Below are 20,161 nucleotides of genomic sequence, written 5' to 3' on the forward strand. Positions count from 1 at the left end.
ATAAATTTACTATTTAAAAGTTTACCTGTATTTCATTATACTATAAAAAACTAATATAAAATAAATATTTTTTTATTTTTTATATAAATAGAAACAAAAAATAGGCTATCTCTAGTGAGATAACCTTAAATTTATATTACTTTTACATATGTTTTACCTGAAACAAAACTTTTAACCTCATTTATTATCCAATATGAATCTCTTAAAATAGCTTGTCCTAAAAAAGCTAATCCTTCAGTATACTTAACTTCATTAGATTCACTTGCAACATTTATAAGGCCTCCTTCAACTATCGGAAGAGATTTTTCTTCACTAACTTTCTTAGATTTTATCTTATTTAAAGTAGCTGTTTCTATTTCTTTTTCATTTTGTGTACTTATATTTATAAGGTCTACTCCTTCTGCCCTAAGTACATCTATAAGTTTTTCAAATTCTTCTCTTTCTACATTTTTAGTTCCATATAATTCAGAAGATAATCTTATTGCTAAAAGCTTATCACTTAGCCATACTTGCCTTATAGCTCTAACTATTTCAACAACTATTCTAGATCTATTTTTAAAACTTCCACCATAATTATCTTTTCTTTTATTTTTATTTATAGAAAGAAACTCTGAGATAAGCTCCCCGTTAATTTCAATAAAATCAAATCCAGCTCTTAAAGCTCTTTTAGCAGCTTTTTTAAATGCCTTTACTATCATTTTTATATCATTTTCTGAAAAATCTTTAATAACATTTTTATTATTATCTATCTTATCTTTATCTAAATTAATAGCTTGACCCTTTTTACCTGAATGGAATAACTGTATTCCAGCCACAACTTCTTTACTTTTTATAGTTCTTGCTATTTTCTTTAGTCCTTTTATATGTCTATCACTCCAGATTCCTAAATCCTTTGTAGTTTCTCTTCCCCTTTTTTCAACTGCTGTAGCTTCAACAACTACTGTACCAACTCCATCAATTGCTTTACTTCCATAATGATTAAAATGGAATTCTGTTGGTTGTCCATCTATACTCGCGCGATTACTTGATTCTGGTGCCATTACTACTTTATTTTTAAAACTTAAGTTTTTGAACTTAAAATTCTTAAAGGCCCCTTTACTCATGTCATTCACTCCTTAAAATTTTTATTTTGTTGCTCGATTTAATTATATAAAAATTCACACTAAGTAAAAACACCATAAATCCTTTACAAATATTATTTAAATTCTAATTAAGTTTAAATATCTCTTGAATACTTAATTTTAGTAAGTTTTACTACTCTCTCTATAAATAAAATATTTATTTTTCCAATTTCAATATTAAATTTATAAAATTTTACACATATAAAAATAGCTAGAAATCCTTTATTAAAGCCATTCTTTTAAAATAAATATAAGGACTATATTTTTTTATCTTCTTTTATAAATTAAACTTATATAGCCAAATCTTATCTTATAAATAAGAAATTATTAAGTAAAAAGAAATCTTTTTGTAATACTTTTCAAGATAAATTCAAGCTAAATCTACACTGTATAATAAGCATAATTATAAAAGATCATTATTTTTAACAAAATTCTTTATCTCATTTGCTACTTTTTTAGCTTTTAATACTGATTCATTAGCTAAATCCTTTATATTATTTTTAATAAAATTCTTATCATTTTCTTTGTCTATTGTTTCATTATACCCATACATAGTATTTTCTTTAAAGAAGTATTCATCTTCATCTATATTCTTACTATTATAAATATTACTATCAATATCCTCTGACATTATAGCTGTTTTATCATTTATATTTTCTTCAAAATTTTGAGGTGAAGTCTTCTCTATATCTTTCATACCTAAAAAATCTTTTATAAATTCTTCATCACTAATGGTTGTATTATGTTTCTTTTGTTTAGAATTATCTTTATTATAAATATAATTTTCTTTTTTATCCTCAGTTTTCTTTTTATTATTTTTTACTACAGTTTTAGCTTTTAATTTCTCTTTTATTTGATTACTTCTTGAATTTTCAATTTTTAAGCTATATATAACTTCTTTTTTAATCTCTTCCTTTATTTTAGGTAATATTTCATTATTAAATTTTCTTTCAACATCATATAAAATTTCTTTTTTTAATTGTTCTTTTAATTTTTCTATCTCTTCATATATATACTCATTTTTTAACTCTCTTTTTTTTCTTTCATCTCTTCTCATAAAATCTCTCCCATTTACATTCTCATAAATATAATACCATATTTTTACTTATTTTTATTTTAGAAATCTAATGTTAAATATAAAAAATAAAGATTACTCTAAAATAAGCCTCTATTTAATATTGCAGAAAGTATAATTTCACTTTTTCTTTTTATATTAAAATTATCTATTAAAAAAGTTCCTAATAAACCTGTTAATAAAATTAATAAAAAAATACTTACTTTTATAAAAATCTTTTTATCCTTTTTAGTTACCTATAACTTACCTTCTCTCTGTAAAATCATTTATCTTAATAAATTTATATTTATTAAGATCTCCCCCTCTTAACCTATTGTATATATTAGAAATTTCTTGATTAATTTTTTATTTTTTTATTATTTAGCTAATTTATTAATTAAACTCTAAAATTAACACACTAAATAAGTTATTTAGTATAGTCTATTAAATTGTTTTTTAAGTTTATTTGAATTATAATATTAATATTGTGTAAATAAATTTAATGAAAGGATATTAATATGATAACTAAAGAAGAAATATATAATAAACGTTGGATTATATTATTTAGCGTAGTAATTGTTACCTTTATGAACTGTTTAGATGCAGGTATTGTAAACGTAGCCTTACCTGTAATATCAAAAGATTTAAATGTATCAATGTCAACAGTACAATGGGCAGTTACAATTTATCTAATAGTTATATCAAGTCTTATATTAACCTTTGGTAGACTTGGTGATCTTAAGGGTAAAGCTAAAGTATTTAGAATAGGAATTATTATTTTTACTATTGGTTCTTTATTATGTGGTATTTCTAATAATATAGAATTCTTAATAATCTCAAGAGCTATACAAGGGCTAGGAGCAGCTTTTACAATGGCAAATAGCCAAGGTATTATAACTTCTGTTTTTCCTTTAGAAGAAAGAGGTAAAGCACTTGGTATCTCTGGACTTGTTGTTGCACTTGGAACAATGCTTGGACCTGCACTTGGAGGAATAATTTCAGCTTATAAATGGGAGTACATATTTCTTATAAATATTCCTATAGGAATATTAGCAATATACTTAGCATTTAAGAATATACCTGTTGTTAAACCTAATATAGGAAATGACCAAAAACTAGACTTTATTGGAACTGCTTTATTTATCCTAACAATTGTTCCTCTGATAATATCAATTACAGAAGGAAGTATTTATGGATTCACAGATCCAAAAATAATAGCTGGATTTATTATAACTATAATAGCTTTAATTTTATTTATAATATCTCAAGTAAAATTAAAATCTCCAGTTTTAGATTTAGCTATATTTAAAAATCATAAATTCTCAAAAGGTGTATTTTCATCATTTTTATCATTTACAGCTATAAACTCATATTCAATAATATTACCATTTTATTATGAATCAGTAAGAGGAATATCTTCTGCAGCAAGTGGATTATTACTTATGGTATTCCCAATAGCTTTATCAATATTTGCACCTATAAGTGGAAATCTATCTGATAAAATTAGAAGAGAATTTTTCCCACTTGCTGGACTTAGTTTAACTGCTATAGGATTTTTCCTAATAAGTACAATTAGCACAACTACTCCTATTTATTTAATAGTAATTTACTTATTTATAATGGGGGCAGGATCTGGACTTTTCCAATCTCCTATGAATGCTATAGTTATGTCATCAGTTGATAAATCAAAGCTTGGAATTGCGGGAAGTGTAAATGCTTTTGTAAGAAATTTAGGAATGATTTGTGGAATAACACTTGGAACTTCTGTATTATACGACTTAATGAGTAAAAAACTTGGCTTTACTGTTAAAGGATTTGTTCCTGGACATTCACAAGTATTTGTAAGCTCAATGGATACTGTCTATATTATTGCAGCTATAATTTGTCTTATAGGTGTAGCAACAGTCCTTAGTATAATTTTAAAAGCAAATAAAGAAGCAAAACAAAACTAAAATAAAAAAGAGTATCTATTAATTTAGATACTCTTTTTCATTCTAATAAAACTTATTTAACCATATTAATAAATTAATATATTTTAAGCTATATTAATTTATTAATATATGACTATCTTCTTATAGTATAATCATCATCATTATTAACATGCTTTATTTTATCATGAATACCATTATAAATAAGATAAATTGTAACTATACTTAAGAATATATATGATATATATCCTGATATAACTCTAAAATATCTTACTATCAGTGCTAATATTTCCATAAACTTTTCTTCCTTTTAACCCAACATTAAATTAATTCTTAATTCTATTTTTATTATATATTAATATATATAATTTTTCATTTATAGAATTTTATCACTTTTAAGGTAATAAATATGAAAATATATTCTTTTTATATTTTATTAGTTTACTTCTTCTCTAATTTACATAAATTTATCCAATAAAAAACTGAATCAAGATATTTTAAACTTAAATAAACAAATTTAAAATATCTCTAGTATATAATATAGTATTTAAAGTTTTACTCTCTTTTTAATAAAACTAATTTATTCCTGTCTCTCCAACTTTATAAGCAATCATTTCAAGCTCTAATTCTAACTTTTTTAAATTACTTATTTTTTCATCCTCTTTATTAACTTTTATATCAACATTCTCTTTTTTTAAATCTGACTCTGGAATTATAGGAGCTTTTTCTTCTCTCTTTTCTGAAATCTCCTGATTATATTCTAAATTTAAATCTCTTTTTAATAATTTTTCTTGCTCATCTATAGCTTCACTAATCGCTTTTGAAGCATCATGAAATTTTTCTTTTATATTTTCCTCTATATGCTTAAATTCTTTACCCATAATATATATCCTTTCTAAACTAAAAATTACATTTATCTTTATAATGTAATTATATTCCTTTATTTTTTTATTGTAAAAAACTTAAATTTATAATATTATCATTTTTAATTATACTTTTTTCATAAATTTACTAATTATTTTACATATAATATACTCTAAATAAAAAAATAAACAAATTAATAATAAATAGAAAAAGTTTTAGAATACTCTAAAACTTTCCATATAAATATATAAAACTTTAATTAATCAAATAATACAGTCCAATTTTTATCTTTATATGCATAAAAGCACATCTTTATCTGCTCTTCTGTATTTCTTTCTACTGATAAATCTGGTAAATTATCTAAAGAAAAAAATCCGCTTTCTTCTATCTCTATATTTTCCTTAAACTCACCAGATATTATATTACATAATATGAATATCTTACATATTCCATAAGCATATGGAGGAATATTATGTTTGTTTCTATCTTGAATAGCTATTATTTTATCAGCACTAACCTTGAGTCCTGCCTCTTCTTCTACTTCTTTTATTATATTAGACCTTATTGACTCATTTACATCAACCCAACCTCCAGGTAATGACCATGTATTATCTGATTTTTCTTTTACTAATAAAATTTTATCATCCTTAAAAATTGCTGCTCTTGAATCAAGCTTAGGTGTTTGATAGCCTTTTTCATTACAAAATAATTCTTTAACTTTCTCTAAATTAAAATCTGATTTCATACTTAATATTTCAGCAGCAATTTCACGAATTCTTTTAAATCTCTCTAAATCAAACTTATCTTTACAATATGTTTCTCCTATTTGTCCAATAGCTTGTAATTCAATAGCTAAATCTAATAATTTTTTATTATTTAAACACTCTTCTTTCACAATAGTACCTCCTTAATTTATCTTACATAATAAATTTATCACTAATATAAACAAAATAAAATAAAAAAGAGCGCTTAAAGCGCTCATTATATTAAAATATAAATTATTTTTAATTTTAGTATGTTTCTTTAAATACTTCAAAATATCCTTGTGGATGAAGACAAGCTGGGCATTTTAATGGAGCTTCTGTTCCTTCATAAATAAATCCACAGTTGTTACATTTCCATAAAACAACTTCATCTTTCTTAAATACTGAAGCATTTTCAATATTTTCTGCTAACTTTTTATATCTTCTTTCATGTCTTTCTTCAACTTTTGATATTTGTTCATAAGCTGCTGCTATTTCTGGGAATCCTTCTTCTCTTGCAATTCTAGCAAACTCAGGATAATCTTGTGACCATTCTTCATGTTCTCCTGCTGCTGCAGCCTTTAAATTCTTTAATGTTTCTTCATGAAGAGCTACTGGATATGAAGCTGTAATTTCTATAGCTTCATCTGCGAATTCATCTTTTAAGAATTTAAAGAATCTCTTAGCATGTTCCTTTTCTTGTTCTGCTGTTTCCATAAATATATTTGAAATTTGAACATATCCTTCTTTTTTAGCTACACTTGCATAGAAAGTATATCTTGTTCTAGCTTGTGATTCACCAGCAAATGACTTTAATAGATTTTCAGCTGTTTTTGTTCCTCTTAAACTCATAATAACATCTCCTTAAAATTAATCTTTTCTTAAATATCCTATATATAGATTATACTCCCCTACTTATATTTAATCAATAATAATTATTAGTTAATTGCAAATTCTCACTTATTATATTTACTATTTATTAACTTTTTAAATATTATAATTAATATTTAAATATATTCATAGGTTTTCTTTATAAAAATTGTTAATAAAATTATAATATATTTATTATTAACTAAGAATAAATATTAAATAATAACAGAATAGTATATTTAAATTCTACATTACTTATTATAGAATTCTATATGGAAAATTATACCTAATTATTAAACTAAAATCTAGTACTAAAATTATATTATTTAAAGCTTAAGTTATAAATTTTACTTTTTTATAAAAAAAAGTATCCTACTAAATCTTAGTTAAAAATTTCTTAACCAAGTTATTTAGTAAGATGCTATATCATTAAATTTTAGAAATTATTTTTTTATAGTTCTTCTCCATTAGTAGCTATTACTTTCTTATACCAATCAAAACTTTTCTTTTTACTTCTTTTTAAAGTTCCATTTCCTTTATCATCTCTATCAACATATATAAATCCATAACGCTTTGACATTTCTCCAGTAGATGCTGATACTAAATCTATACATCCCCATGGAGTATATCCTATTAAATCTACTCCATCAATTATAGATTCTTTCATAGCTTTTATATGTTCCCTTAAATAATCAATTCTATAATCATCTTTTATAGATCCATCTTCTTCAACTACATCAATAGCTCCAAGTCCATTTTCAACTATAAATAATGGTTTTTGATATCTATCATATAAAGTATTACATGTTATTCTAAGTCCGAGTGGATCTATTTGCCATCCCCACTCTGATGCTTTTAAATATGGATTTTTTAAAGTTTTAAATGCATTTCCTGAAGTATCTTCATTTATTATGTTTTCATCTGCACTTGCACATCTACTTGAATAATAACTGAATCCTATGAAATCAACTGTATTTTCTTTTAATATTTTTTCATCATCAGCTTCCATTTTAATTTTTATATTATTTTCTCTTAAAAATCTTTTAGCATAGCCTGGATACTCTCCTCTAGATTGAACATCTATAAAGAATAAATTTTCTCTATCTTTATCCATAGCTTCTTTAACATCATTTGGATTGCAAGAATACGGATAAGTATCACCTGCTGCAAGCATACATCCTACCATAGACTCTGGCATAATTTCATGAGCTAATTTTGTAGCAAGAGCACTAGCTATAAGTTCATGGTGTGCTGATTGATATTTAATTTGAAGTTTATTATCACCTTCACTAAATCTAACTCCAGCTCCCATAAATGGACAATGTATTATCATATTTATTTCATTAAATGTCATCCAATATTTAACCTTATTTTTATATCTATTAAAAATAGCCTTACAGTAGTTTAAGTAGAAATCTACAAACTTACGATTCTTCCAGCCACCAAACTTTTCAATAATACCAATTGGTGTATCAAAATGGCAAATTGTAACTACTGGCTCAATTCCATGCTTTATCATTTCATCAAAGACTGAATCATAAAATTTTAGTCCTTCTTCATTTGCTTCTTCTTCATCACCATTCGGGAATATTCTTGACCAAGCAATTGATATTCTTAAACATTTGAATCCCATTTCAGCAAATAAAGCTATATCTTCCTTATATCTATGATAAAAATCTATAGCCTCATGTGATGGATAATATTCTCCTTCTTGTGGTCTTAAAGTATCAATATCACCAAATATTACTTTAAATCTATTTTCTCCTGCTGGACAAAGATCAACTGTTGTTAATCCTTTTCCACCTTCATTATATGCTCCCTCACATTGATTAGCTGCTAAAGCACCTCCCCATAAAAATCCTTCTGGGAATCTATCAAAATTATTTTTCATAACAATTACCTCCTTATATAAATAAATTATTTATTAGCAAGATATTTTTTGTTTATTTCAAAATATAGCTTGTATATCAAGTTAAGCTAATCTTAACATCATAGGATAATTAAGTCATTTCTTGTATAGACTACTCTTTAAATATTAAATTTAATCAATATAAGAAATTATTTTGAACTTTATTAACAATTAATTAATTAATCTCTATTTCAATTGACAATTATTTTCAATAATATATACTTTAACTATACTCTCCCCCACAGGGGAGGGGTTGATAAATGAATTTATTTAAAAGGGGGTAAATTTATTGATTAAAAAAAATTTTAAAATAGAGGGAATGTCCTGTTCTGCTTGTGCAAATAGGATAGAAAAAACTATAAATAAGTTAAACGGGGTAAATATTGCAGCTGTAAACTTTACAACTGAAACTTTAAATGTAGAATTTGATGAAAATAAGTTAAATTCTAAAAAAATAGAAACAGTAGTAGAAGAAATAGGCTTTAAAGTTAAAAGAAATCTAAAAACTTATACTTTTAAAGTTGAAGGAATGTCTTGTTCTGCTTGTGCAAATAGAATTGAAAAAGTTACTAAGAAATTAGATGGTGTAGATAGCTCTGTAGTTAATTTTGCAACGGAAAAACTTACTATAAAAATAGATGAAGATATAATAGGATATCCTCAAATCAAATCTATTGTAAATAAAGCAGGTTATAAATTAATTAAGGAAGAAAACAAGGAAAATAATAATAAAAAACTAGATGAGAAAAGATTTTTACTAATTAGATTTATAGTTTCTTTAGCCTTCTCTCTTCCACTTTTAATAATAACTATGGGCCATATGGTAGGAATGCCTCTTCCTCATATAATTGATCCAATGATGAATCCTTTAAATTTTGCTATTATTCAAGTAATCTTAACATTACCAGTAATGCTAATAGGATATAAATTTTATACAGTAGGAATTAAAAATCTATTCAAATTAAGTCCTAATATGGATTCACTAATAGCTATAAGTACTCTTGCTGCATTTATATATGGAATATTTGGTATATATAAAATAAATCTTGGTGAAGTAGAATATGCTATGCACCTATATTTTGAATCAGCAGCAGTTATATTAACTTTAATAACTCTTGGAAAATATTTAGAGGCAATTTCAAAAGGAAAAACTTCAGAAGCTATTAAATCTTTAATGGGTCTATCTCCTAAAACTGCAACAATTATTCGTGATGAAAAAGAAGTAGTTATTCCTATAGAAGAAGTAATAGTTGGAGATATAATTTTAGTTAAACCTGGAGAAAAATTACCTGTAGACGGAGAAATTATTTCTGGAAATACAGCAATAGATGAATCAATGCTAACTGGCGAAAGTATTCCTGTTGAAAAAAATGTTGGAAGTAAAGTAATTGGTGCAAGTATTAATAAAACTGGATTTATTAAATATAGAGCAACAAAAGTAGGAAAAGATACTGCTCTTGCTCAAATTATTAAATTAGTTGAAGATGCTCAAGGTTCAAAAGCTCCTATAGCAAAGCTTGCAGATATTATATCATCTTATTTTGTACCTACAGTAATTATTTTATCTATATTATCATCACTTGCCTGGTTAATAACTGGAGAAAGTGCTATTTTCTCATTAACAATATTTATATCAGTACTTATTATAGCTTGTCCTTGTGCTCTAGGTCTTGCTACTCCTACGGCTATAATGGTTGGAACAGGTAAAGGTGCTGAAAATGGTGTATTAATCAAAGGTGGTGAAGCACTAGAAACTACTCATAAAATTAATACTATTGTTTTTGATAAGACTGGTACAATTACAGAAGGTAAACCAGTAGTTACTGATATTATAACTAATAATATTTCACAAGATGAAATTCTTATTTTTGCTGCAAGTGCAGAAAAAGGATCAGAACATCCACTTGGAGAAGCCATAGTTAAAGAAGCTCTTAATAAAAATTTAGAGTTTAAAGCACTAACTGAATTTAATGCAATACCTGGTCATGGAATTGAAGTTAAAATAGAAGATAAAAAAATTCTTCTTGGAAATAAAAAATTAATGATAGAAAAAAATATAGATATTAATCTTTTCTTTAAAGATTCTGATAGACTTGCAAATGAAGGTAAGACTCCTATGTATATAGCAATAGATGGAGTTTTAAGAGGAATAATTGCAGTTGCTGATACTATTAAGCCAACAAGTAAAGAGGCTATAGCTTCTCTACACAAAATGGGAATAAAGGTAGCTATGATTACTGGTGACAATAAAAAGACAGCAGATGCTATAGCAAAACAAGTTGGAATTGATTTAGTTTTATCAGAAGTATTACCTGAAGATAAAGCAAATGAAGTTAAAAAGCTTCAAGATAAAAATCAAAAGGTTGCTATGGTTGGTGATGGAATAAATGATGCACCAGCTCTTGCTCAGGCTGATATAGGAATAGCTATAGGCTCTGGTACTGATGTTGCAATAGAATCAGCTGATATAGTTCTTATGAGAAGTAATCTAATGGATGTTACTACTGCAATAAAATTAAGTAAAGCAACTATTAAAAATATAAAAGAAAATCTATTCTGGGCATTTGGTTACAATGTACTTGGTATCCCAGTTGCAATGGGAATACTTCATATATTTGGGGGTCCACTACTCAATCCAATGATAGCAGCTGCTGCCATGAGTTTAAGTTCTGTTTCAGTTTTATTAAATGCACTAAGACTTAAAAACTTTAAATCATAATTATATAAATATACGAATAATCGAAGTATTTACTTTTAAATACTTCGGTTTTTTATTTTTTAAGATGAATATTTAAAAAATTAAAAAATATTTAAAATAATTAATATTAAAATATTTTTTAATCAATTTGAAAACTATTACACTCTATAGTAATATAATGTGACAAATTATTTTACATTATAAGGAGGTCATAAATGAAACAAAATTTGAAAAAAAATATAGGATTATCTGCAGCAATTTCTACAGTAATTGGAATGGTTATAGGTTCTGGTGTATTTTTTAAACCTCAAGCAATTTTTACTTCAACACATGGTGCACCAGGTCTCGGAATAATTGCTTGGATTATTGGAGGAATTATAACTATTTGTGCTGGATTAACTGCAGCTGAAGCCTCCGCAGCTATTACAGAAACTGGAGGAATGATGATATATATAAGAGAAATGTGGGGAGAAAAATTATCATTCTTAACAGGGTGGATGCAAACAGTTTTATATTATCCAGGAACTATAGCTGCTTTAGGTATTATCTTCTCAGAACAAGCTTGCCAATTATTAGGGCAGCCTAAATTAAAGCTCCCTATAGCAGTTGCTATAATATTATTCTTAGCTATTATGAATATAATAAGTTCCAAATTAGGTGGGAGTATCCAAATTGTTGTTATGATTTTTAAAATTATTCCTTTAGCTTTATTAATAATATTCGGATTTATAAATGGGACAGGTAACAATCCAATTCTTACTCCTCTTATAGGTAATGGCTTAAGTTTTGGTTCAGTTCTTGGTGAAGTTTTAATAGCAACATTATTCGCTTATGATGGCTGGATAAATGTTGGATCTCTTGCAGGAGAAATGAAAAATCCAGGAAAAGATTTACCTAAAGCTATAATAGGTGGAGTATCAATAGTTATGGCGGTTTACATAACTATAAATATTGCTTTCCTTTGGGTTTTACCAGCTAATGAATTAGCAAATGTTTCAGCACCAGCTACACTTGTAGCAACTAAAATATTTGGCCCAATAGGTGGAAATATTATTACTATAGGTATATTAATATCCGTATTTGGTACATTAAATGGTTTTCTATTAACTGGATCAAGGGTTTGTTATGCTTTATCATCTAAAGGGAATTTTCCTTTCAGTAATATTTTAAGTAAAATAAATAGTTCTGGTGTTCCTGCTAATTCAGTTATATTCTCTTCTACCCTTGGAATCATATATGCACTTTCAGGTCAATTTAATTTATTAAGTAACCTAGCCATATTTACTATATGGATATTTTATATTTTTACTTTTGTTGGAGTAATAAAACTTAGAAAGACAAAACCTAATATGAAAAGACCATATAAAGTTATTGGATATCCCCTAATTCCTATAATAGCAATATTAGGAGGATTATTTGTTATACTTAATCAATTATTTATGGCTGGAATCTACAGTTCATTAACATCTATTGGTGGACTTATAATAACATTACTAGGACTTCCTGTTTACTATTATTTAAAAACAAAAAATTCAAAATTTGATTATAATAATAAGAAAGCTTCTTAAAATAAAAAATTTATGAGGAAGTTATTTTAAAAATAACTTCCTCATAATTAAATATTATATATACCTTTAAATTAAAAGAGAATATCAAAATAAAATTAAAATTCACCTTAATATCCTCTCTTTTAATACTTTATGCTATATTTTTAGCTTTCTCAAATTTTCCATATCCATATTTATATTTATACTTATTAATAAATGTTAAAGCTACTACTGTTGATAAGCCTTCTGCAAATGGAATTGCAAGCCATACTCCATTTACTCCAATTGCCTTTGGTAGTAACATTATTCCTATTATTATAAATATAAATGTTCTTAAAAATGATATTATTGCTGATGTTTTTCCATCTGAGAATGAAGTAAATAATGCTGATGAAAATATATTTATCCCTGATACTAAAAAGCTTATAGAGAATAATAAAAATCCTTTAATAGCTATGCTAAATACCTCTGTTCCTCTTGGAGAAAAGATTGCTACTACATTAGCTCCAAATATTAAGGCTAATATAAATAATATTACAGAGCTAGTACATATAAATATTAAGCTATATTTTATAATTTTATTAAGCTCTTTTTTATCATCTTTTCCATAGTTATAACTTATTACAGGAGATACTCCCATTGAGAATCCTATAAATAAAGCTGTTATTAAAAATTGACAATATAGTACTATTGTCATAGCCGCTACTCCATTACTTCCAAGATATCTAATCATAATTATATTAAATAATATTGTTGTAACTCCTGTAGCTAAATTAGTTACCATCTCTGAAGATCCATTTGTACAAGATTTAATTATAACTTTAAAATCTAAGTTTGGTTTTATAAAATATAATTGAGAGCTTTTCTGAAGAAAATAAATTATTCCTATAATAGAAGGTAGTAAATTTCCTATACCTGTTGCATAAGCTGCTCCTGCTATTCCCATATCAAAAATAGATATAAAAACATAGTCAAGTATCATATTAGTACAACCACCTATTATTGTTAAAATCAATCCTAACTTAGGTTTACCAGCTGTTATTGTTAAAAATTGAAATAATAAATTTAATATAAGTGCTGGTACAAATAAAAGTGTAGGCATAAAGTAATCTTTACAATATTGAAGTAAATCACTTGTTGCTCCCATAGCTACTATTATTTGATTTGAAAATATAAATCCTACTATAGAACAAAATACTCCAACTAAAAATCCTACTAATATTATTAAAGTAAAATTGCTCTTTGCTTCCTCTTCCCTTTTTTCTCCTAATTTCTTAGCTATAACTGCACTTCCACCTGATGAGAACATTACCCCAATTCCCATTATTATATTTATAAATGGATAAACTATATTTACTGCCGATAAAGCATCTGTACTTACAAATCTAGAAACAAAAACTCCATCTACTATAGAATATAAAGACGTAAAAATTAACATCATTATTGATGGTATTGTAAACATTATAAGTTTTCTAAAATTAAATTTTTGTGATATTGAATTTTCCATATACTGCTCCTTTTCATTTTATGCTATCATAAATAAATATAAAGTATATTGTTACAATAGAGTCAAGGGGAGATTAAACATTTATGAAAAATATTCCACAAATATATTTTACAATTAGTGAATTTGCAAGGCTATGTAATGTAGGGAAGCAAACTCTTTATCATTATGATAAAATGGGGATATTTTCGCCTGAAATAATAAAAGAAAATAACTATAGATATTATTCTTATAAGCAATTAGAGGTATTTTTCGCAATTAATATCTTAAAAGAAATTGGTATGCCTTTAAAAGACATAAAAAAATATTTAGATAAAAGAAATCCAGGAGAACTTATTAATCTCTTAGAGAAAGAAAAAGAAATTATAAATAATAAAATTACTAAATTAAACTATATAAATAGTTTTATAGATAAAAAAATTGAAGCTACTAAAAGTTGTTTAGATACTAATTTAAATGATATAAAAATTATATATCTAGAAGAAGAACATTTTCTTGCTACAAAAATTTCATCTGATTATGCTGGCAATAACTTATCTGAATATTTATTTGATAGTTTTAATGAGCATTTTTCCAATCATTTTGATGAAGCTATAAATATAGGAATAGAATCTTGTAATCTTTTAGGTACTATTATTAATTATAAAAATATAAAAAACAAAAAATATTTTAACTATTCTTATATATATACAAAACTATATGATAAGTATACAAAGTTTAGCAATTATACTAAAACAAAGGGATCTTATTTAGTTTGCTATCATAAAGGAAGTTATTATAATACAGAAATAAGTTATAAAAAAATATTAAACTTTATAAATAAAAATAATATTTTAACTGAAGGTAACTTTTTTGAAGAGGTTATCTTAGATGATTTATCTGTTAAAGGTTATGATAATTATATTATTAAAATTATGATTAAAATTAATATATAAAATATAACTCTTTTTATTTATAAAATACACACGAACTTAATAAAAACATACAATAATTAATGAAATATATATCTAAAATTTTAAATATATAAATAAAAAGGGCGTGAGTAAAATAGATAAGCAAACTAGGAAAAATAGAAAAAATAATCCCTCTACTAGGAAGGCCGTAAATAGGAACAATACTTCAACTACTAGAAAAGTTATATCTAAGAATAAAATTTCTGATTCTGATTTATCTACTAAAACTACCTTAACTTCCAAAACTAAAGTAGCTAAAAATTCTAAAAAAACTACTTCAAATATAAATAATAAAGTAGCTAACAAAACTAAAATACCTAATAATAAAACCTTAGATAAAACTAATTTAGACGTAAGTGATATAAAAGCTACTGTATCTAAAAATAATATTTTATATACTAAAGATAATACAGAAAATACGGAAAATTCAATTAGTAAAACTGAAGTACTTACAAAAGAAATTTTAGCTAATGAGAATATATTAGAAATAAATAATAACTTAGCTAGTAAACCTACTATAGTCTCTAAAGAAGAAATAGAAAATGATACTACTTTAACTAATATTGATGTTAATATCGATTCTGATGTTTTAACTCAGCAAACAGATACTGATACTAATACTGAAAATACTTTAGATAATGAAGTTATCTTAGAGGAAGTTATACCTGTATCTAATAATAATACTACTATTAATAATAGTACTACTACTGATACTGACACTAATATTAATAATAATACTACTGATATTAATAATAAAAATCATGAGAATCATGGAAATATAGTATCTAATGATGAGATTGATAGTACTTATACTCAATCTAAATTTAATAGATTATTTAACCAATATACTCCTTATGTTAAACCTGAAGTAAATCCTGCAAATCCTAATACTATTCCTAAATTTGTAGACTTATTACCAAAACCTAAAATAGCAACTCCACTTAAAATTAATAAAGAAGAAAATACTTATAATAGGGCTTGCTATAATATCTCTATGGAAGAAACTACTCATAAATTTAATAAATTCTTCCCTCCTACAACAGTTTGGGGTTATGATGGTTTATATCCTGGTCCAACTATAGAAGCTAAAAAAGATACTCCTATTTATGTTAAGTGGACAAACAATTTACCTGAAAAACATCTCTTACCTGTTGATCATACTCTTCATGGTACTAATGATACACCTGATGTAAGAAGTGTTGTCCATCTTCATGGCGCTAATGTAGAATCTGAAAGTGATGGAAGCCCAGATGCTTGGTATACAAAAAACTATACAGCTGTTGGACCTAAATTTACTAAAAAAATATATAAATATACTAACCATCAACCTGGTACTATGTTATGGTATCATGATCATACTCTTGGAAGTACTAGATTAAATGTTTACGCCGGACTTGCTGGCCTTTATATAATAAGAGACAGTTTAGAAAAACGCTTAAATCTACCAAGTGGTGATTATGAATATCCTATTATGATTCAAGATAAATCATTTAATGATGATGGCTCATTATTCTATCCTGATGGACCAACTCCACCAGCACCTGTTACTCCTTCAATAGCTGGAGGATTCTTTGGAGATACAATAGTTGTAAATGGTAAGACATGGCCTTATCTAAATGTTGAACCAAGAAAATATCGTTTTAGAATAATAAATACTTGTAATGCAAGACCTTTAACTTTAAATCTATCAAATGATGAAGATTTTTATCAAATAGGTACTGATGGTGGCTTTGTTCATCATACAGCTATTCTTAAAAATTTCTCTTTAGAACCAGCTGAAAGAATAGATGTAATAGTTGACTTCTCAAAATCATATGGTAAAACAATAGATTTATTAAATACTGGATTTAATGCTGATAGACATACTGGTGTAATAATGAGATTTAAAGTATGCACTCCTCTAAAAGGTCCAGATAGAACTTCTATACCATCAATGCTTTCTACTACAGTTCATATAGATGAAAACTTAGCTACAAAAGCTAGAAATTTGCCACTTTCACAATCAATAGATGAATTTGGAAGACCTTTAATGTTACTTGATAATAGAATGTGGAGTGATCCTACAACTGAAACACCAAAACTAGATAGTATTGAAATTTGGAATCTAATTAATACTTTCCCATTCCCACATCCTATTCATGTTCATCTAGTTCAATTTATGATTTTAGATAGAATACCTTATGATGTTGAATTATATCAAGAAACAGGTGAAATTAAATTTACAGGCCCAGCTGAAGAACCACACCCATATGAAATAGGATTTAAAGATACCTGTAGTGCTGAAGCTGGAAAAGTTACTAGAATAGCTATGCAGTTTAAAGATTTTGCAGGAGAATTTGCATGGCACTGTCATGTTCTTGAACATGAAGATCATGATATGATGAGACCTCTTAGAGTTTTAAAAAATAATTTGTAAAAAGTATAACCTTTTAAGTATATTGATTTATACTTAAAAGGTTATTCATTAATAATTTATTTTTATTCAAATATTTAAATTACTTCACTTAAAGTAGGCATTGAAGATATTGCTCCATAATTTGTACAAGTAATTGCTCCTACTTTATTAGCAAATAAAATTATATCTCTCCACTCTTCTCTGCTAATATTTTTCTTATCCTTAATATCTGCTAATTGTTTTAATACTGCTCCAACAAATGAATCTCCAGCTCCTGTTGAATCTACTTGTTTAATCTTAATTGTTGGAATTATTTCTTTATCTCCATTAATACTTAAATAAGTTCCCTTAGAGCCTAAAGTTACACTTACAACACTAACTCCTAAATCATGTAACTTATTAACTCCAGCATCTAAATCTTTTTCCTTAGTAATTAAAAATAATTCTTCATCACTAAGTTTAGCAAAATTACTAAACTTTAAATATTCCTTACAATCACTTATAAACCCTTCTAACATATCTTCTTTAATTAAAGTATCTCTATAATTAGGATCAAAAGATACATATATGTCATTTTCTTTTGCATAGTCTAATAATTTAAAGTATGTCTTTTTTAACTCTCCATCTAAAAATCCTGTTGCTGAACCAAAATGAATTATATCTAAGTTTCCTATTTCCTTTAAATTTATATTTTCAAAAGAATATTGTCCATCACTACCTCTTAGAAAATCAAAATTACGCTCACCATTTTTATCAATACCCACTAATGCCATTGTAGTTGTTCCCTTTTCTACAAGCATATCTGTATTTACATTTAAATCATTTAATAGTTCTACTAAAAACTTCCCATTAAAATCATTTCCAACTTGCCCTAAAAAATATGAATTTCCTTCAAGTTTACTTATTGCAGCAGCAACATTAGCTGGAGCTCCTCCTGCCTTCTTCTCAAATTTTATTCCATCTTTTAATCCCTTATTATCAACACAAACCATATCAATTAAAAGTTCACCTATACAAAAAATCTTACTACTCATAACTCTTCCTCTTAATAAATAATTATTTTAATATCTAAAATTCAACTAATAATCTTGCAGGAAATGCATCTAAGCCTTCTATCTTCATAGGCATACAATATACTTTAAAATCTTTTTCAGGGATTTTATCAAGATTAGCTAAATTCTCTATTGCATATGTTTTATTTTCTCCTAAAAATACATCTATAAGTCCATGATTTCTACTTTTTCCAAGTCCTAAAGTATCTATTCCGATCATATTTACTTTTTTAGAAACTAAATACTCCATAACTTCCATAGAAATTTCAGGGTGATTATTATACTTCTCCTCATCTTCGAAATACTTATCCCAATTAGTTTGAAAAAATACAAATACCCCTTCTTTTACAAGAGATAAATCTAAATCTTCTAAAGTAATAGCTCTATTTGTTATATGTGAAACATCAAATTTAATTCCATCTGCTATTAATCTTTCAGTTTCTAAAATATTTTTTTCTGACATCACATCTATATGAGTCCCCATATTATGCACATCACAAGAAAAATTAGTAGTTGTATATTCTTTTCCACTACTTGAATGTCTTTTTACCTTTTCGACTTTTAATGGCTCAGAACCCTTTCTATAAACTCGTCCAATTCTAGTTGTCTGTGTTATATCTATTAACATAATATCCTCCTTAATTTTAAAAATATATTTTACTTATTTTAAGTCTATATTATCTCTAATTATTATAAGTTAATTAAACATGTTTTTATATTAAAATAACATGTTTTTTTATCTTTATTTTTCAACAACAAAAATGTCTTTTTATGTATAATTATGTCAAAGATAAATATAGTAAAAGTTTAGATATAACTAACTATATACTCAAAGATAAATAATAATTCTGGGAAAAATGTATCAATAGAATTCATCATATTAATATTATTCTTTTGTGAATCTATTATTAATGGAATGGTAGATAAATCAATTATTCTTGAGTTATCTTTACCTACAAAGCTTATAATCTCAATTCCATTTTTATTTGCTTTTTCTAAGATTTCTATCATTCTAAGATTTTCTCCTGAATGAGATATAGCAATTATAAGATTCTCCTCACTATATTTATCAGATAAAAATTGCATATGAAGATTAGAAATACTTTTAAATCCCTTTAAAAGAAGTTTTTCATTCATATAATTACATATTATCTGAGATAAACCAGAACCAACTAATATTATTTGTTTATCTTTATACTTATTAAATAGTTTTATTATATCTTCCTTATTATTTTTTAAAATATTAAAACTATTTATGTTTAATTCTATATTATTATCTTGTTTATCAGACATAGTTGATGAATAACTTATATGATAAATAAGATCTGAATATCCTTCAAAACCAAGCTTTTTACAAAGCTTATATATAGACGTAGTAGAAGTAAAATTTTCTTTTGCTACTGTTCTAATACCAATTTTTTTTAAGGAATTTGCATTTTTATATAAATAACTAAGTAAATTTTTTTCTAGTTTAGTCAGTTGATATTTGTTAGTGAAATACTCTAAGTTCATTAATATCACCT

The 20,161-nt window shown here is 25.6% G+C and carries 16 protein-coding genes; 5 read left to right on the top strand and 11 right to left on the bottom strand.

Annotated elements, in window-relative coordinates; genetic code table 11:
• Positions 1 to 131 precede the first annotated feature (131 nt).
• Positions 132 to 1,103, bottom strand: a complete 972-nt coding sequence (locus tag BN8917_RS00730) for an oxidoreductase (RefSeq protein ID WP_066869200.1) — start codon at positions 1,101 to 1,103, stop codon at positions 132 to 134.
• A 421-nt stretch (positions 1,104 to 1,524) separates the two neighbouring features.
• Positions 1,525 to 2,178, bottom strand: a complete 654-nt coding sequence (locus BN8917_RS00735) for a hypothetical protein (protein ID WP_066869203.1) — start codon at positions 2,176 to 2,178, stop codon at positions 1,525 to 1,527.
• 515 nt (positions 2,179 to 2,693) lie between these two features.
• Here BN8917_RS00735 and BN8917_RS00740 point away from each other — a divergent pair.
• Positions 2,694 to 4,127 carry an MFS transporter gene (locus BN8917_RS00740; protein WP_066869206.1) on the top strand — a complete coding sequence of 478 codons (1,434 nt, stop codon included), beginning with the start codon at positions 2,694 to 2,696 and terminating at the stop codon, positions 4,125 to 4,127.
• A gap of 112 nt (positions 4,128 to 4,239) precedes the next feature.
• Here BN8917_RS00740 and BN8917_RS14255 read toward each other — a convergent pair whose 3' ends face one another.
• From BN8917_RS14255 to BN8917_RS00760, 5 genes are all read right to left on the bottom strand, one after another.
• Positions 4,240 to 4,398 (bottom strand): hypothetical protein, encoded by a 159-nt coding sequence (locus BN8917_RS14255; RefSeq protein ID WP_159426712.1) that lies wholly within the window; start codon positions 4,396 to 4,398, stop codon positions 4,240 to 4,242.
• A 280-nt stretch (positions 4,399 to 4,678) separates the two neighbouring features.
• Complete coding sequence (locus BN8917_RS00745) at positions 4,679 to 4,984, bottom strand: hypothetical protein (RefSeq protein WP_066869209.1); 306 nt, start codon at positions 4,982 to 4,984, stop codon at positions 4,679 to 4,681.
• Between the two features lie 242 nt (positions 4,985 to 5,226).
• Complete coding sequence (locus tag BN8917_RS00750) at positions 5,227 to 5,862, bottom strand: NUDIX hydrolase N-terminal domain-containing protein (protein WP_066869212.1); 636 nt, start codon at positions 5,860 to 5,862, stop codon at positions 5,227 to 5,229.
• Between the two features lie 115 nt (positions 5,863 to 5,977).
• Positions 5,978 to 6,565 (bottom strand): rubrerythrin, encoded by a 588-nt coding sequence (gene rbr / locus BN8917_RS00755; RefSeq protein ID WP_066869215.1) that lies wholly within the window; start codon positions 6,563 to 6,565, stop codon positions 5,978 to 5,980.
• Between the two features lie 466 nt (positions 6,566 to 7,031).
• Complete coding sequence (locus tag BN8917_RS00760; protein ID WP_066869218.1) at positions 7,032 to 8,471, bottom strand: 6-phospho-beta-glucosidase; 1,440 nt, start codon at positions 8,469 to 8,471, stop codon at positions 7,032 to 7,034.
• A 307-nt stretch (positions 8,472 to 8,778) separates the two neighbouring features.
• On the opposite strand from BN8917_RS00760, the gene BN8917_RS00765 reads away from it, so the two are divergent.
• Both BN8917_RS00765 and BN8917_RS00770 read left to right on the top strand, forming a co-directional pair.
• Complete coding sequence (locus BN8917_RS00765) at positions 8,779 to 11,208, top strand: heavy metal translocating P-type ATPase (RefSeq protein WP_066869221.1); 2,430 nt, start codon at positions 8,779 to 8,781, stop codon at positions 11,206 to 11,208.
• Positions 11,209 to 11,402: 194 nt separating this feature from the next.
• On the top strand, positions 11,403 to 12,755 hold the full coding sequence (locus BN8917_RS00770; RefSeq protein ID WP_066869224.1) for an APC family permease: 1,353 nt from the start codon (positions 11,403 to 11,405) through the stop codon (positions 12,753 to 12,755).
• Between the two features lie 130 nt (positions 12,756 to 12,885).
• Here the strand turns inward: BN8917_RS00770 and BN8917_RS00775 are convergent, their stop codons facing one another.
• Positions 12,886 to 14,241, bottom strand: a complete 1,356-nt coding sequence (locus BN8917_RS00775; RefSeq protein ID WP_066869228.1) for an MATE family efflux transporter — start codon at positions 14,239 to 14,241, stop codon at positions 12,886 to 12,888.
• 83 nt (positions 14,242 to 14,324) lie between these two features.
• On the opposite strand from BN8917_RS00775, the gene BN8917_RS00780 reads away from it, so the two are divergent.
• A complete protein-coding gene (locus BN8917_RS00780) occupies positions 14,325 to 15,173 on the top strand; it encodes a MerR family transcriptional regulator (protein ID WP_066869231.1) in 849 nt (282 codons plus the stop codon).
• A 103-nt stretch (positions 15,174 to 15,276) separates the two neighbouring features.
• Positions 15,277 to 17,607: a multicopper oxidase family protein gene (locus BN8917_RS00785; RefSeq protein WP_235829958.1), complete on the top strand. Its 2,331-nt coding sequence runs from the start codon at positions 15,277 to 15,279 to the stop codon at positions 17,605 to 17,607.
• A 74-nt stretch (positions 17,608 to 17,681) separates the two neighbouring features.
• On the opposite strand, the gene BN8917_RS00790 is transcribed toward BN8917_RS00785, so the two are convergent.
• The 3 genes from BN8917_RS00790 to BN8917_RS00800 form a co-directional block, all read right to left on the bottom strand.
• Positions 17,682 to 18,620, bottom strand: coding sequence for a carbohydrate kinase family protein (locus tag BN8917_RS00790; protein ID WP_066869234.1), 939 nt, complete (start codon positions 18,618 to 18,620; stop codon positions 17,682 to 17,684).
• Between the two features lie 34 nt (positions 18,621 to 18,654).
• Positions 18,655 to 19,266 carry a cyclase family protein gene (locus BN8917_RS00795; RefSeq protein ID WP_066869237.1) on the bottom strand — a complete coding sequence of 204 codons (612 nt, stop codon included), beginning with the start codon at positions 19,264 to 19,266 and terminating at the stop codon, positions 18,655 to 18,657.
• A gap of 179 nt (positions 19,267 to 19,445) precedes the next feature.
• Positions 19,446 to 20,150: a MurR/RpiR family transcriptional regulator gene (locus tag BN8917_RS00800; RefSeq protein WP_066869239.1), complete on the bottom strand. Its 705-nt coding sequence runs from the start codon at positions 20,148 to 20,150 to the stop codon at positions 19,446 to 19,448.
• Positions 20,151 to 20,161 lie beyond the last annotated feature (11 nt).

Origin of the sequence: Clostridium mediterraneense, assembly GCF_900091705.1 — a bacterium.
In the GTDB taxonomy this organism is placed as follows: Bacteria; Bacillota; Clostridia; order Clostridiales; family Clostridiaceae; genus Sarcina; species Sarcina mediterraneense.

Bases quoted from the DNA above. Each gene is read 5' to 3' on its own strand.
- BN8917_RS00730 (WP_066869200.1), bottom strand. From the start codon at position 1,103: ATGAGTAAAGGGGCCTTTAAGAATTTTAAGTTCAAAAACTTAAGTTTT.
- BN8917_RS00735 (WP_066869203.1), bottom strand. From the start codon at position 2,178: ATGAGAAGAGATGAAAGAAAAAAAAGAGAGTTAAAAAATGAGTATATA.
- BN8917_RS00740 (WP_066869206.1), top strand. From the start codon at position 2,694: ATGATAACTAAAGAAGAAATATATAATAAACGTTGGATTATATTATTT.
- BN8917_RS14255 (WP_159426712.1), bottom strand. From the start codon at position 4,398: ATGGAAATATTAGCACTGATAGTAAGATATTTTAGAGTTATATCAGGA.
- BN8917_RS00745 (WP_066869209.1), bottom strand. From the start codon at position 4,984: ATGGGTAAAGAATTTAAGCATATAGAGGAAAATATAAAAGAAAAATTT.
- BN8917_RS00760 (WP_066869218.1), bottom strand. From the start codon at position 8,471: ATGAAAAATAATTTTGATAGATTCCCAGAAGGATTTTTATGGGGAGGT.
- BN8917_RS00770 (WP_066869224.1), top strand. From the start codon at position 11,403: ATGAAACAAAATTTGAAAAAAAATATAGGATTATCTGCAGCAATTTCT.
- BN8917_RS00775 (WP_066869228.1), bottom strand. From the start codon at position 14,241: ATGGAAAATTCAATATCACAAAAATTTAATTTTAGAAAACTTATAATG.
- BN8917_RS00780 (WP_066869231.1), top strand. From the start codon at position 14,325: ATGAAAAATATTCCACAAATATATTTTACAATTAGTGAATTTGCAAGG.
- BN8917_RS00790 (WP_066869234.1), bottom strand. From the start codon at position 18,620: ATGAGTAGTAAGATTTTTTGTATAGGTGAACTTTTAATTGATATGGTT.
- BN8917_RS00795 (WP_066869237.1), bottom strand. From the start codon at position 19,266: ATGTTAATAGATATAACACAGACAACTAGAATTGGACGAGTTTATAGA.
- BN8917_RS00800 (WP_066869239.1), bottom strand. From the start codon at position 20,150: ATGAACTTAGAGTATTTCACTAACAAATATCAACTGACTAAACTAGAA.